This window comes from Burkholderia seminalis DSM 23518 (assembly GCF_902832885.1).
Classification (GTDB): Bacteria; Pseudomonadota; Gammaproteobacteria; order Burkholderiales; family Burkholderiaceae; genus Burkholderia; species Burkholderia seminalis.
The window spans coordinates 317,124-331,504 of the sequence record NZ_CADFDK010000006.1 but is presented as its reverse complement, the minus strand read 5'-3'; the positions used below and the strand labels follow the sequence as shown (position 1 = coordinate 331,504).

Below are 14,381 nucleotides of genomic sequence, written 5' to 3'. Positions count from 1 at the left end.
CGGGGAGTATAGGGGGAAGGCGGGGAGGTGTGTCAATCGGAGGAAAGTCCGGAGGATCGGGGCGGCGGCGCGCGCGCCGCCTCTGGCGACACGTCGGGCGCCGCACATGAAAAACCGCCGGCACATGCCGGCGGTTTTGTTTTGCAGCCCGGTCGCTCGTGCGCCGGCGTCGCGCGTCAGGCCTTGATTTCGGGCCCGCGCGCAGCCGGCCGGGCCGGTGCCGACGGCGCCGCCGACGGCACCGAAGGCCGCGCCGGCACGATGACGAGCACCGGTTGGGGCACGGCCCACGCCGGCATCGCGAACCCGACCGGTTGCGGCATCGGCATGGCGAACGCGTTGGCGAGCGCGATGTGCTGGAGTGCCAGCATCTGCTGCTGCATCGCGACCATCTGCGCCTGGGCTGCCTGCATCCGGTACTGCACGGCCTGCATCTGCCGCAACGCTGCCGCAGGCGGAATGCCGCCCGACGACGACGTCTGCATCTCGAAGCTCGCGCCGCCTTGCGGGCCGTGCCAGCTCCACGTGCTGACCTTCATCGGGCCGACGGCCGTCTGGACGACGCGCGTTTCGGCTTTCACGGGCACGGCCTGCCCGTCGACGTCGACGAACATCGGTTGGGCGGCGGCTGCCGCGCCGGCCTGGCCGGCCAAGGCGAGCACGGGCACCAGTGCCAGCGCGCCCGCCGCCATGTACGAACGGAATCGCATCTTCGTATCTCCATCAAACGAGACTGATCGAATCAACAATGACGTGCGGCTCACGGAGTGAGCCATCCGGGACAATGCCGCCGTCGGCTTAAATCAACATTAAAACCGCGGCCGGCCGCCCCGGTCAGCGCCTTTCCGGAAGGGCCGCGCGGCATTCAACCTCGCCCGCGCCAGGGGGAATCCGGTCGCCTGGCGCCACAACAGGCACAATACGGGATTCGCCACGATCGCACGCCTGTTCGACATTCGAACATCGACGGTGCGGCACCGCTGCCCGATCTCCTTCCCAGTCGTCATGAACGCCACGCTCACTCCCGCGCGCGAGTCGAATTCGCCGCGCTTCCTGCTGTTCCTGATCTGTCTGTTCGCATCCGCCGGCCAGCTCGCGATCGACATCTACGTGCCCGCGCTGCCCGACATGGCGCGCTCGTTCGCGACCACGCCGCAGGCGATCCAGTCGAGCGTGTCCGGCTACATGGCGGCCTATGCGCTCGGCCAGCTGATCTTCGGCCCGATCGCGGACGCGTACGGGCGCAAGCGCGTGCTCGCGTTCGGGCTCGTGATCTACACGATCGGCTGCCTGCTGTCGCTCGGCGCGCCGAACCTCGAGACGTTCATCCTGGCGCGCTGCCTGCAGGGCTTCGGGATCGCGACCACCAACCTGCTGGCGAAGGCGATCATCACCGATTCGTTCTCGGGCCAGGCGCTGATGCACGCGTTCACGTACATGTCGATCGCGTGGGGGGCTCGCACCGATCATCGCCCCGGTGATCGGCGCGCACCTGCAGGAATGGTTCGGCTGGCGGGCGTGCCTCGTGTTCCTGCTCGTCTACTCGCTGGTGATGTGGGCGCTGCTGTGGCACTACCGCGAAACCTTGCCGAAGCCGGTGCATCTCGAGCCGCGCACGCTGATGACGAACGCGGGCAAGGTGCTGGCGAGCCCGGTGTTCCAGAGCTGCTTCCTCGCCCAGGGGCTGTGCTACAGCATCCTCCTCGTGTTCAACATCGTCGGGCCGTTCATGGTGCAGACGACGCTGCACAAGCCGCCGACCTTCTTCGGTTATCTCGCGCTCGGGATCGGCTTGATGTATTTCCTCGGCGGGCTGTCGAACCGGATTCACGGGCGCGGGCTGCCGAGCGCCGAGCAACGGCTGCGCATCGGCGCGCGCGTGATGGCCGGCGCATCGGTCACGATGCTGGTGCTCGCGCTGACCGTCGGCCTGCGCGTGTGGACGCTCGCGACCCCGGTACTCGTGATGGGTTTCTGCGCGGGCGCGATGTACCCGACGCTGATGGCCAAGGGCAATTCGCTGTTTCCGCATATCGCCGGGCTGACGAGCGCGATCCTCGGCTGCGCGCTGCTGCTCGTGTCGTCCGCGATGATGGGGCTGGCCGGCTTCGTGTCGATCCATGTGCTGACGCCGCTTGCGGTGTTCTTCGTCGCGCTGTCGTTCATCGTCGTGTGGATGGTGACGAAGCTGCTGCGCTACCTGTCGCAGCAACAGGCCGCGCCGGTCGTTTGCGGGCGCGGGGAGGCCGCGTAAGCGCGGCCGGCCGACCCATGAGCCGAATCCTGCTGAACCGCGTCGCCCGATCCGACGCCGCCGACCTGATCGCCGCCAATCGCGCAAGCCGCAATCATCATCTGCCGTGGGTCGACTCGTTCGTCGATCAGGCGGGTTTCGACCCATGGTTCGCCCGCTGCCTGACGGGGCCGAACGTCGGCCTCGTCGCGCGCGAGCAGGCGTCCGGCGCGGTGGTCGGTGTCGTGAACCTCAACGAGATCGTCGGCGGCGTGTTCCAGAGCGCGTATCTCGCGTACTACGGGATGGCGGATTTCAGCCGCAAGGGGCTGATGACGGATGCGCTGCGCGCGGCGATCGCCGTCGCATTCGGCGAGCTGGGACTGCATCGGCTCGAAGCGAACATCCAGCCCGGCAACCACGCGTCGATCGCGCTGGTGCGGCGGCTCGGCTTCGCGAAAGAGGGCTTTTCGCCGCGCTATCTGCGCATCGGCGGCGAATGGCGCGACCACGAGCGCTGGGCGCTGCTGGCGGACGACGCGCGCGAAGCCGGCACCTGACGGCTGATTCCCGTCGCGCCCGTTACAGCGGATGCGCGGCGCCGGCCTGCTGCAACAGCGAAACGGCAACCGGATCCGGCTGTCCGTTCGAGTCGATCGCGCCGGCCTTGGCCAGTGCGACGAGGTCGCTGTCGACGCCCGGTTGCCCGACCACGAACGATGTGGTCAGGAACGCCGGCGCCGCGAGCGTGACCGCATAGCGCTGCTGCAGGTTCGACACGACGGCCGATTGCGCGGCCTGGACCGCGTTCGGGTCGTTCATCACCTGCTGATCGTGCAGGCTGCCCTGGAAATGACCGATCAGCCCGGCCGTGTTCGTGCCGAGCTGGGCCGCGAGATAGACCAGCATCAACTCGGTCTCGGGCGTCGTATTGAAGGTGCCGCCTGCATACGCGAGCGAATGAAGGCTCGTGCCGCCCGACGCCACGGTGATCACGCACGGCAGCGTCGCGTTGAGCGTCACGCGGTAGTTGCCGCCGCCGTCCGTCAGCATCGTCGCCGAGCCGGCCGCGCAGCTGACCGTCACCTGCGCGCTCGCGAGCGCGCCGCCCGTCGCGGCCGTACCCGACAGCGCGACGGTTTGCGTATTGTTGTTGAAGCAGACATCGACGCCGAAGCAGGCATCGCCGTTGCACGCCTGGAGGGCGGCGAGCGTTGCGACGCACAAGACGCCCAGCGCGGGGCGGGTGAAGCGTTCGTGGCGAATGTTCATGGTCGCGGACGATCGGAAGAATGGGGCAACCGGTGCGCGTCGGGAAGGCGGCGCTGTTCTCATTCTAGGCCCCGGATCGGCGCGCTGCTGGCTCGTTTGACCCGGTCGCGACGACAGCGACGCACATGCCTCTGCACCGGGGTTGGCCGGTTCACGTGCTCAGGGCTTGCGCGCGGCCGTCTTCGCGAACGCGCCGCGCACCTCGAAGCTGATCGCATCCGCGACGTTGCCGCGTGCGTCGACGAGCTCGAGCCGGTGCCGTCCCGGCCACGGCAGCCATGCGATACGGTCGGCATGCCCGATCACCTTGTCGTCGAGCCGCCACGCGAACTTCGTCGCGCGCCCGGCCGAGCGCTCGAACCAGATGCGCTGATTCCTCGGCGGAATGTCCGGGTCGATCGCGAAGATCGTGCCGTCGGTCGGCGCGCCGATCGTCAGCGGCGCGCGCGCGCCGTCCTTGCCCGGCGCGACGGGCGCCGCGAGCCGGATCGTGTCGACCGCCGTCCCGGCGAGGAACCACTCGTTGCGTGCAGGCTCGATGTCGCGCTCGAACGCGATGCGGCGCGTCTCGACGCCGGCCGGCGCGCGCGGCGCGCGGCTCGGCAGGTCGCGGTGCAGATAACCGACGACGGCCGACCACACGGGCGACGCGCCCGTGACACCCGACACGTCCCACATCGGCGAGCCGTCCGCATTGCCGACCCACACGCCGACCGTATAGCGCGACGTGTAGCCGACGGTCCAGTTGTCGCGCATGTCCTTGCTCGTGCCGGTCTTGACGGCGGAGAAGAAGCGCGTCGCGAGCGGGTTGTCGAAGCCGAACGTGCGCACGCGCGCGTTGTTGTCGGACAGGATGTCGGTGACGATGAAGCTGGCCGCCTCGCTGAACACGCGCGTGCCGTCATTCGTCCCGGCGGGCGTCGATGCGCCGGATGCCGGTGCCGCGGCCGGCAGGTCGACGACCTTGCGCGCGACGCCGCCGTTCGCAAGCGCGCGATAGGCGTTGGTCAGCGAGAGCAGCGTGACGTCGGCGCTGCCGAGTGCGAGGCTGAAGCCGTAGTAGTCGCCTTCCTGCGCGAGCGGCAGGCCGAGCGCGGTCAGCGTGCGCGCGAAGCGGTGCGGCGTGACGAGCACGAGCGTGCGCACGGCCGGCACGTTCAGCGAGCCGCCGAGCGCGCTGCGCACGCTCACCCAGCCCTTGAAATCCTTGTCGTAGTTCTGCGGAATGTACAGGCCGCCGCCGGCGGCGAGGTTGATCGGCGCATCGTCGAGCAGCGACGCGGCCGTCAGCCGTTTCTCGTCGAGCGCCTGCGCATAGAGGAACGGCTTGAGCGTCGAGCCGGCCTGGCGCGGTGCGAGCACGGCATCGACGTCGCGCGCGCTCGACAGTGCGCCCGACGACCCGACCCATGCACGAATCTCGCCGGTCGCGTTGTCGATCACGACGACCGCGCCGTCCTGCACGTTGCGCCGGTGCGCGGGCGCATTGAGTTCGGTCAGCGCGCGCATCAGCGTGTCGCGCGCGAAGCGCTGCAGCGGCGCATCGAGCGTCGTGCGGACCTGCGCGCCGGCCGCCGGTTTGACCTCGGCCGCGATGCGCCGTGCGAAGTGCGGGGCGAGGGCGGCGCCGTCATCGCGCACGGCGCTGGCGGGGCGCGCAACGACGAGCTGCACGTAACCGTCGAGCGATGCGCACGCCGGTTCGGCGTGCATGTCGCGCAGGATCCGGCACGCACGTTCGGCGATCTTCGCGGGCGCCGCGTTCGGCGCACGCACGAGCGCAGCCGCGATCGCCGCCTCGCGCGCGTCGAGGCCCGACGGCGCCTTGCCGAACAGCACCTGCGACAGCGCGCCGAGCCCGACCGTCTCGCCGCGGAACGGCACCAGGTTCAGGTAGGCCTCGAGAATCTGGTCCTTGCGCCAGCCGCGTTCGAGCAGCAGCGCGTTCATCGCCTGCGTGGCCTTTTGCGGCAGCGAACGCTGGCCCGAGCGGCGCGGCGAATCGCTGAGCAGCCCGGCGAGCTGCATCGTGACGGTCGACGCGCCGCGCGTGCGCTCGTTCCACAGGTTGCCCCACGCGGCGCCGGCGATCCCGCGCCAGTCGACGCCGCTGTGTTCGTAGAAGCGCTTGTCCTCGGACACGACGATCGCCTCGCGGAACGCGGGCGAGACATCCGCGAGCGATACCCAGTCGCCGCGCCGTTCGGCGAGGTCGACGCGCGTGCGCTGCAACGGCGTGCCGTCGCGCGCGAGCAGCACCCAGTCGGAACTGCGCCAGTTGCGGCGCACGTCGTCGTAGCCGGGCAGCGCATGTGCAACCAGCGGTGCGGCCAGCACGACGGCGACGAATACGCGGCCGGCGAAACGCGCCGGCCGCGGCCATGCCAGATCGATCATCACGGTCTCGTTACTTGCCCGCGTCGGGCGCCTTCACGGTCATCGGCGGGTTCGGCCACAGGCCGTGGACGGACGGCGCGTACAGCGCCTCGACGCGCGTCGGCGGCAGCCCGAACGTGCCGACGTTGTTCAGCCGCACCGTGTACTCGACCGAGAATTTGCCCTTCGGCAGATAGTCGTAGTACGCGCGGTAGCCGTCGAAATCGCGCTCGATGAATGCCGGCCATGCGCCGTCCGGCGTCTTCTCGCCCTGCGTTGCCGCTTCGGAGTCGCGGCCGAGGCCCGAGCCGAGGATCGTCGCGCCGGCCGGGATCGGATCGTTGACGGCGACCCACGTCATGTCGCTCTGCGCATCGATGTCGAGATGCACGCGCACGACGTCGCCGCGCGTCAGCACGCCCTTGACGGCCGGCGACACGGGCGTGACGGTCTTCGTGATCCGGTAGCCGGCCGCGAACGGCGCACGCAGCGGCACGGCCGCGAGGCTCTCGACCGTCGCCCACGGGCGGCCCGTGCCGTCCTGCGTGACGGACAGCGTGGCTGGCCCCTGCGACGCACGCGGCCACGGCAGCATCACGCTGCGCGCGGCGGCGGCGCGGGTCGCGGCGGTGGCCGACACCGGTGCGTCGGCAGGCGCCGGCGCCTGCGACCACGAGATCGAACGCTCGTCGCCGCCGAGCGCGACCTTCGTCGCGCCGGCGACCGGCGTGCTCTCGTAGGTGCGCGAGAAGCGCTCGACCGCGAGCAGCCCGAGGGCGTTCGACGTCGTCGTCTGCCATGCGCCCTGGCGCTGCAGCGCGAGCAGGCCGGCCGTCACCCGCGGCATCTCGTCCTTCCATGCCGGGTCGCCCGCGAATTCCAGCGCGAGACGCGCGGCGTTGGTCTCGTTGCTGGTCATCAGCCACCACAGGTCGTCGTCGCGTGCGGTCGAGAACACGAGCTGCGTGCCCTGGTACGTCAGGCGCGCCCGCAGGATCTGTTCGACCTGCGCGCGTTTCTCGTCGCGCTGCGGGATGTCCTTCACGCGCGTCAGGATCGCGTGATAGTCGATCACCGCCGACGTCGGCCACTGGTTCGGCGCGATCTCGATCGAGCCGAGCATGCGGCCCTGCGCGGCGCCGAAGCGCGACAGCGCCTCGATCGCGGCGAGCTTGCGCAGGTCGCGATCCTGGCGCGGCGCCCACGCGTTGCGCTCGATGCGGCCGTCGACGAAGCGTGCAAGCCCGGCCTCGAGCTGCGTGCGCAGGTCTTCCGGCAGCGCGAAGCGCGGGTCGAGGCGGCTGGCTTCGTCCGACACCACGAGCAGGTACGACGACAACGTCGGGCTGCCGTGGTGCGAATCGTCGGACGACGGCGGGAAATAGCTCGCCAGCCCGTCACCGTCGAGGTAGACCGGCATGCGGGCGATCAGCGCCTGCCATTGCGCCGGATCGCGCAGGCCGATCGCGCGCGACGTTTGTTGTTCGAGGCAACGGTACGGATAACGCTCGAACCAGCGCCGCACGCCGGGCAGGCCGTCGGCGAGCTTCGACTGCAGCGAGACGGCGATGCCGCCGCGCGGCGAACCCTGCGCGTTGTTCACGGCGCCGGCCGGGGCCGACACGGGCACCGTCAGCGTGCCGTCGACCTGGGCGAGCGTGGCCTGCTGCACGGTCACCGGCAGGGCCGGCACGACCTTCTGCGCGACCGCCAGCGCGTCGGACGCGCGCTTGCCGCCTTGCTCGGCCGCCTCGATGCGCCAGTTCAGCGCACCGGCCGCATCGAGCGCCTGCTCGGGCACGGTGATGGTCCAGGCAACCTCGGTTGCCGTATTGGCCGCGAGCGACACGGTTTGCGGCGCGACGTCGAGACCCGTCACGCGCGGCGTCACGACGACCTGCATCGCGCGGTCGGTCGTGTTGCGCAGCGTGACCTGCGCGCGGAACGCGTCGCCTTCGCGCACGAGCGGCGGCAGGCCGGAGATCAGCTGCAGATCCTGCGTGCTGCGGATCGACGTGCTGCCCGTGCCGAAACGGTCGGGGCCGACCGCCGCGATCGCGACGATCCGGAAGCGCGTGAGCGCGTCGTTCAGCGGCACCTCGACGGTCGCGCTGCCGCTTGCATCGAGCGTCACGCGCGGATTCCACAGCAGCAGCGTGTCGAACAGCTCGCGCGTCGGCGCGCTGCCGCCTCCGCCGCCGGCCGGCACGGCCTTGCGGCCGAAGTGGCGGCGGCCGACGATCTCCATCTGCGCGGTGGCCGTCTCGACGCCGTACGCGCGCCGGCGCAGCATCGCGCCGAGCAGGTCCCAGCTGTTGTTCGGCATCAGTTCGAGCAGCGCCTCGTCGACGGCCGCGACCGCGATCTGCGTGCCGGCCGGTGCAGGCTGGCCGTTCGGCAGCGTGACCTTCACGTGCGCCTGCGCCTTGCCGCGCACCGTGTAGCGCGTCGCGTCGGTCGTCACGGTCACGCCGAGGCGATGGACGCCCGTGCCGACCTTGATCTCGCCGAGACCATAGCGGAACGCGGGCTTCGACAGGTCGACGAACGCCGTCGGCGCTTCATAGTGGCGGCCTTCGCGCCAGAACGCGCGCGCCCATTCGACCGGCGCTTTCCAGCCCCACGTGAAGAACGAATACCACGGCACCTCGCGAATCCGGCCGCGCAGCGCGAGCACCGACACGTACACGTTCGGCCCCCACGAATCGCCGACCTTCAGGTCGACGGTCGGATTCTTGCCGTTCAGTTCGACGATGTGCGTTTCCATCACGCCGCCGCGTTCGACCGCGACGAGCGCCGTCGCATAGCGGAACGGCATCCGCACCTGGAAGCGGGCCGTTTCGCCCGGTTCGTACGACGTTTTCTCGGGGATCACGTCGATCCGGTCGGTGTTGTCGCCGCCGAACCAGAGTTCGTCCTCGCGCGTGACCCACACCGACGTCGACGCATTCGACGTGCGGCCGTCGCCGTCCTTCGCGACCGCGATCAGCTGCACGTTGCCGGCCTGTTCGAGCGTCGCGTCGCAGGCCATGCGGCCCTTGTCGTCGGTCTTGCCCGAGCACAGCACGCCGAGCTCGCGCGTGTCGCTCTTGTTGTCGTACGCATAGAAGCCGCCGACCATCCGCTTGCGCGACGAGGTCGTGATGTGCGCGACGCCCTTGATCTCGATCGGCACGGACGCACGCGGCTTGCCCTGCAAATCGACCGCCAGTGCCTGCACGGGCACGCGCTGGCCGACCGACACCCAGCGGCCGGCCTTGATGCCGGCCACCACCGCGGCCGGCCACAGGATCGTGTCGCCGCGGATCGTCTGCACTTCGCCGTTCGGATCGGCGAACGTCGCTTCCAGCGCGATGCGCTTCGGCGCGTCGACGTCGGGCAGACCCTTGAGCGTGACCGAGCCCGCGCCGTTGCGGTCGAGCGTCAGCGGCAGCTTGTCGGCGATCAGCTTCGTCGCGTCGGGATCGTGGTTCGACGAGGACGCGTTGTCGCCGTCCTGCGAATCGTCGTCGGCGTTGCCGTCGCTCGAGTCGGGACGGTACGGCGTGAAGCTGAAATCCTCGAAGCGGTCGGCGAACGGCGGCGATGCCCATTTCATCAGCGCCGACACCTGCACGGGCAGGTTCGATGCGCCGCCGCCCGACACGTAGTCGATCTGCACCGCGAGCGGCGCTTCCTTCGCGGCGACGAGCGGGCTCTTCTGCGCGTCGCGCGCGCCGATCGAGCCTTTCAGCACCGGCAGGCGAAACGCCTCGACGCGGAAGCTGCCGCTGTAGTAGGTGGCGGTCGGTGCATCTTCCGGGCCGCCTTCGAGTTCGACGCTGTATTCGCCGAGCTTCGCGGCGGCCGGCAGCGTGAACTGCGTGTCCGCGCTATGGTCGGCCGCCCACGTGAGCGGCAGCTTGTACGTCTGGCCCGTGCCGAGATGGCGGATCGTCACGCGCGTCGGGGTTTGCGACGGGAACGCGAGACTCTGCAGCGTCTCGGTGCGGATGAAATGCTTCATCGACACGGTTTCGCCGGCGCGCAGCAGCGTGCGGTCGAACACCGTATGCGCACGCACGGTCGGCGCGCTGTCGGTGTCGGTCGGCACGTTGAAGCGCCACGATTCGATCCCGCGGTTCCAGCCCGAGCTGACGAACGCCATGTCGGGGCCCGTTTTCGGATCGTTGACGCGCGCCGATACGAAGTAGTCGTCGAAGCGCTGCTCCGACGAGTTGCATGCGCGCTTCGGCTCGAACGGCCCGTCGATCTTCAGCAGGCCCTGCGCATCGGTCGTGCCGGCCGCGATTTCGTCGCCGTTGCAGTCCGACACGCGGATCTGCGCGTTCGGCACCGGCTTGCCCTTGTCGAGCGTCGTGACCCAGACGAGATTGTTCTCGCGGCCCTGTTTGAGGTGCACGCCGAGGTTCGTCACAAGCACGGTGGTGCGCACGTACATGCTCGACGGCTTCGCGAGCAGCGAGCGGCCGAGCGCGGGCGACGCGAGTTCGAGCACGTAGAAGCCGGGCTTGTCGATCGGCACGCCGACCACCTCGAACGGGCGCAGCGTCTTCGGATCGGCCTGCGGCAGCGTCAGCGTTTGCGCGCCGGGCTCGCCCTCGAGCAGCGACAGCGAGCGCACGTCGATGCGGCGATTCTTCGGCGCGGGCTGTTTTTCGCCGGCTTCGAGCGGCACGTAGACGGGGTGCTGGCCCTTGCGGTCGAGCAGGCCGGGAATCTGGCTGTCGATCGAGCCGGCCGTCATCGACCAGTTGTCGAAGCGGTCGACGGTGCGCATCCACTGGCGGATCGCCGTATCGTTCTCGACCTTCAGGTTCGCGAATTGCGCGCCGCCCGCGTTGAGGCCCGCGATATGCAGGTCGGCCTCGACGTTGCGCAGCGTGACGGGCACGAGCGCGGGCGTGTCGGGTTCAGCGAAGCGCTCGACGATCCCGAACGTGCCCGACGAGAATTTCGCGAGCGGCGGCATCGGCGCGGTGCGTGTCGCCAGCGGGAACAGGTCGGCGTTGGACAGCGAGCGGTCGGTCACGTCGCGCAGGCCCGACGGCAGTTCGATCGTCAGGCCGGCCTGCGCGGGCAGCGGCGGGTTGAACGTGACGGTCGTCACTTCCTCGCTGTGGTCGTCGGCCGCGAAGGTCGGGCTCAGCGAGCCGTCGGGGCCGCGCAGCTTGATCGCTTCGGCGTTCTTGCGCGAGATCGGCGCATTGAACGACAGCGTGAGCGGGCGCAGCGGCGTGCAGGGCGCCTTCGCGTTCTCGCGTTCGCACGAGAAGCTCGCGGCGAACGGCGCGCGTACGGTGAAATCGAAGCGGCGTTCGGTTTCGTTCGCGATGCCGCTCGGGCTCGCGACGCCCTTGCCGTAGACGAGCTGCATCTTCGCGCTGGCCGGCAGCGCCTGCGAGCACGACAGCGTCAGCACGCGCGCGGCTTCCTTCTTGAACCCGAAATGATCGAGCAGCGCGTTGCGCGTATCGTCGTCGGCGGCCGTGACCGGAATGCGGTTGCCGATGCCCGCCGCTTCGCACCAGATGTTCGCGAGCGCCGAACGCGGCTCGGCCGGGCCGTTCAGCTTCAACACGAAAACCTGGTGTTCCTCGATTTCCCGCGAGCCGGGGCGCACCGACACCGGGAACGGGCCGCCCGTCTGGAACGTGAAGCGGCGCGGGCCGCTGGCTGCATTGCCGGCGACCGAGCGCAGCGTGTCGTTGAGCGCGACCGAGCAGCGCACGCCGGGCGGCAGGTCGTTTTCGAAGTCGTAAACCCAGGTCTTGTCGTCGAGCCAGTGACCCTGGCCGCGCGCGGCCGTCGAGTCGTTACAGGTCACGCGGGCGGGGTTCGGCGCGGAGGCCGAGCCGAACGCGACCATCGGTTCGTCGAACTTGACGACGCTCTGCCGGACTTCGGTGACGGTGCCTTGCGGCGACACGCTCACCGTGCGCGCCGCGCCCGCGTGCAGCGAAAGCGCCGTTGCGCCGCCGAGCGCCGCGACGGCGCCGATGCGCCAGAGCAGCCGGATGGTGCGGTCGGTTCGATCGGCTTTGTTGTGTTTGTCGTGCTGCTTCATCGCTCGATTGCCCTCGGAGGGAAGCTTTCTGTTTGATTGCACGCGATTCTAACCGACCGTCATGCGCGCGCATCGCGGCGCGCGGGGTGTCGCCGGCATGCGACACCGGGGTTGCGCGCCGCAGATTTGTCGCGCCGACGACACAAAAATGCATCGAAATTTCGATTGTCTCCGATTGCGGAACATTAAATGGACTATAAAAAGATTGTTCGATCCGATTTGTGCGCGTACATTTCAGGTCCGCGCCAATGTTTGAGAAATATCAAGCGTGGTTTTCCCGAATCCGGTGTTCGAGAGAAGGAAACATGCACAACGACAACACTCCCCACTCGCGTCGCGAAAGCGACGCAACCGCAAGCGGCATCACACGGCGTCAATGGCTGCAGGGCGCACTGGCGCTGACGGCGGCGGGCCTCACCGGCTCGCTGGCGTTGCGGGCCCTGGCCGACGATCCCGGCACAGCGCCGCTCGATACGTTCATGACGCTCTCGGAAGCATTGACCGGCAAGAAGGGGCTGAGCCGCGTGCTCGGCGAACGCTTCCTGCAGGCCTTGCAGAAGGGCTCGTTCAAGACGGCCGACAGTCTGCCGCAACTCGCCGGCGCACTTGCGTCCGGTTCGCTGAACCCCGATCAGGAAGCGCTCGCGCTGAAGATTCTTGAAGCGTGGTATCTCGGCATCGTCGACAACGTCGTGATTACCTACGAAGAAGCATTAATGTTCAGCGTCGTCTCCGATACGCTCGTGATTCCCTCGTATTGCCCCAACAAACCCGGCTTCTGGGCCGAAAAACCGATCGAGAGGCAAGCCTGATGGCCGATACCGATACGCAAAAAGCCGACGTCGTCGTCGTCGGATCGGGTGTCGCAGGCGCGATCGTTGCCCACCAGCTCGCGATGGCCGGCAAGTCCGTGATCCTGCTGGAAGCCGGCCCGCGCATGCCGCGCGGCGACATTGTCGAGCGCTTTCGCAACCAGGTCGACAAGACCGATTTCATGGCGCCGTACCCGTCGAGCGCATGGGCGCCGCATCCGGAATACGGCCCGCCGAACGACTACCTGATCCTGAAGGGCGAGCACAAGTTCAACTCGCAGTACATCCGTGCGGTGGGCGGCACGACGTGGCACTGGGCCGCGTCGGCGTGGCGCTTCATCCCGAACGACTTCAAGATGAAGACCGTGTACGGCGTCGGCCGCGACTGGCCGATCCAGTACGACGACCTCGAGCATTGGTACCAGCGCGCCGAGGAGGAACTCGGCGTGTGGGGCCCGGGCCCCGAGGAAGACCTGTACTCGCCGCGCAAGGCGCCGTACCCGATGCCGCCGCTGCCGTTGTCGTTCAACGAGCAGACGATCAAGAGCGCGCTCAACGGTTATGACCCGAAGTTCCACGTGGTGACCGAACCCGTCGCGCGCAACAGCCGCCCGTACGACGGCCGGCCCACTTGTTGCGGGAACAACAACTGCATGCCGATCTGCCCGATCGGCGCGATGTACAACGGCATCGTTCACGTCGAGAAGGCCGAGCAGGCCGGCGCGAAGCTGATCGACAGCGCGGTCGTCTACAAGCTTGAGACCGGGCCGGACAAGCGCATCGTCGCCGCGATCTACAAGGACAAGACGGGTGCCGACCATCGCGTCGAGGGCAAGTACTTCGTCGTGGCCGCGAACGGCATCGAGACGCCGAAGATCCTGCTGATGTCCGCGAACCGCGATTTCCCGAACGGCGTCGCGAACAGCTCCGACATGGTCGGCCGCAACCTGATGGACCATCCGGGCACCGGCGTGTCGTTCTACGCGAACGAGAAGCTGTGGCCGGGCCGCGGCCCGCAGGAGATGACCTCGTTGATCGGTTTCCGCGACGGCCCGTTCCGCGCGACCGAAGCCGCGAAGAAGATCCACCTGTCGAACATGTCGCGCATCAACCAGGAGACGCAGAAGATCTTCAAGGCCGGCAAGCTGATGAAGCCCGCGGAACTCGACGCGCAGATCCGCGACCGCTCCGCGCGCTACGTGCAGTTCGACTGCTTCCACGAAATCCTGCCGCAGCCCGAGAACCGCATCGTGCCGAGCAAGACGGCCACCGACGCGATCGGCATCCCGCGCCCCGAGATCACGTACGCGATCGACGATTACGTGAAGCGCGGCGCCGTGCACACGCGCGAGGTCTACGCGACGGCCGCGAAGGTGCTGGGCGGCACCGAAGTCGTCTTCAACGACGAGTTCGCGCCGAACAACCACATCACGGGCGCGACGATCATGGGCGCGGATGCACGCGATTCGGTCGTCGACAAGGACTGCCGCACGTTCGACCATCCGAACCTGTTCATCTCGAGCAGCTCGACGATGCCGACCGTCGGTACGGTGAACGTGACGCTGACGATCGCGGCGCTTGCGCTGCGGATGTCGGACACGCTGAAGAAGGAAGTCTGACC

At 68.7% G+C, this 14,381-nt stretch carries 7 protein-coding genes and 1 pseudogene; 4 read left to right on the top strand and 4 right to left on the bottom strand.

Annotation, left to right across the window (positions count from 1 at the left end; genetic code table 11):
• Nucleotides 1-176: 176 nt before the first annotated feature.
• On the bottom strand, nt 177-710 hold the full coding sequence (locus HWX00_RS20850; RefSeq protein WP_175028126.1) for a hypothetical protein: 534 nt from the start codon (nt 708-710) through the stop codon (nt 177-179).
• A gap of 295 nt (nt 711-1,005) precedes the next feature.
• Here HWX00_RS20850 and HWX00_RS20845 point away from each other — a divergent pair.
• A pseudogene (locus tag HWX00_RS20845) lies at nt 1,006-2,254 on the top strand (multidrug effflux MFS transporter).
• A 17-nt stretch (nt 2,255-2,271) separates the two neighbouring features.
• Complete coding sequence (locus HWX00_RS20840) at nt 2,272-2,793, top strand: GNAT family N-acetyltransferase (protein ID WP_034187899.1); 522 nt, start codon at nt 2,272-2,274, stop codon at nt 2,791-2,793.
• A 22-nt stretch (nt 2,794-2,815) separates the two neighbouring features.
• On the opposite strand, the gene HWX00_RS20835 is transcribed toward HWX00_RS20840, so the two are convergent.
• The 3 genes from HWX00_RS20835 to HWX00_RS20825 form a co-directional block, all read right to left on the bottom strand.
• The gene (locus HWX00_RS20835) at nt 2,816-3,505 is read right to left on the bottom strand and encodes a hypothetical protein (RefSeq protein WP_175028125.1); all 690 of its coding nucleotides are present in this window, start codon (nt 3,503-3,505) and stop codon (nt 2,816-2,818) included.
• A gap of 159 nt (nt 3,506-3,664) precedes the next feature.
• Nucleotides 3,665-5,902: a penicillin-binding protein 1C gene (gene pbpC, locus HWX00_RS20830; protein WP_034187897.1), complete on the bottom strand. Its 2,238-nt coding sequence runs from the start codon at nt 5,900-5,902 to the stop codon at nt 3,665-3,667.
• Nucleotides 5,903-5,912: 10 nt separating this feature from the next.
• Complete coding sequence (locus tag HWX00_RS20825) at nt 5,913-11,948, bottom strand: alpha-2-macroglobulin family protein (RefSeq protein WP_175028124.1); 6,036 nt, start codon at nt 11,946-11,948, stop codon at nt 5,913-5,915.
• Nucleotides 11,949-12,253: 305 nt separating this feature from the next.
• On the opposite strand from HWX00_RS20825, the gene HWX00_RS20820 reads away from it, so the two are divergent.
• Entirely contained in the window at nt 12,254-12,760 is a 507-nt protein-coding gene (locus HWX00_RS20820; RefSeq protein ID WP_049028374.1) for a sugar dehydrogenase complex small subunit, read from the top strand.
• Complete coding sequence (locus HWX00_RS20815; protein ID WP_034187894.1) at nt 12,760-14,379, top strand: GMC family oxidoreductase; 1,620 nt, start codon at nt 12,760-12,762, stop codon at nt 14,377-14,379. Before HWX00_RS20820 ends, HWX00_RS20815 begins: the two co-directional genes overlap by 1 nt.
• The last annotated feature ends 2 nt before the right edge of the window (nt 14,380-14,381 follow it).

Bases quoted from the DNA above. Each gene is read 5' to 3' on its own strand.
- HWX00_RS20850 (WP_175028126.1), bottom strand. From the start codon at position 710: ATGCGATTCCGTTCGTACATGGCGGCGGGCGCGCTGGCACTGGTGCCC.
- HWX00_RS20840 (WP_034187899.1), top strand. From the start codon at position 2,272: ATGAGCCGAATCCTGCTGAACCGCGTCGCCCGATCCGACGCCGCCGAC.
- HWX00_RS20835 (WP_175028125.1), bottom strand. From the start codon at position 3,505: ATGAACATTCGCCACGAACGCTTCACCCGCCCCGCGCTGGGCGTCTTG.
- pbpC (WP_034187897.1), bottom strand. From the start codon at position 5,902: ATGATCGATCTGGCATGGCCGCGGCCGGCGCGTTTCGCCGGCCGCGTA.
- HWX00_RS20825 (WP_175028124.1), bottom strand. From the start codon at position 11,948: ATGAAGCAGCACGACAAACACAACAAAGCCGATCGAACCGACCGCACC.
- HWX00_RS20820 (WP_049028374.1), top strand. From the start codon at position 12,254: ATGCACAACGACAACACTCCCCACTCGCGTCGCGAAAGCGACGCAACC.
- HWX00_RS20815 (WP_034187894.1), top strand. From the start codon at position 12,760: ATGGCCGATACCGATACGCAAAAAGCCGACGTCGTCGTCGTCGGATCG.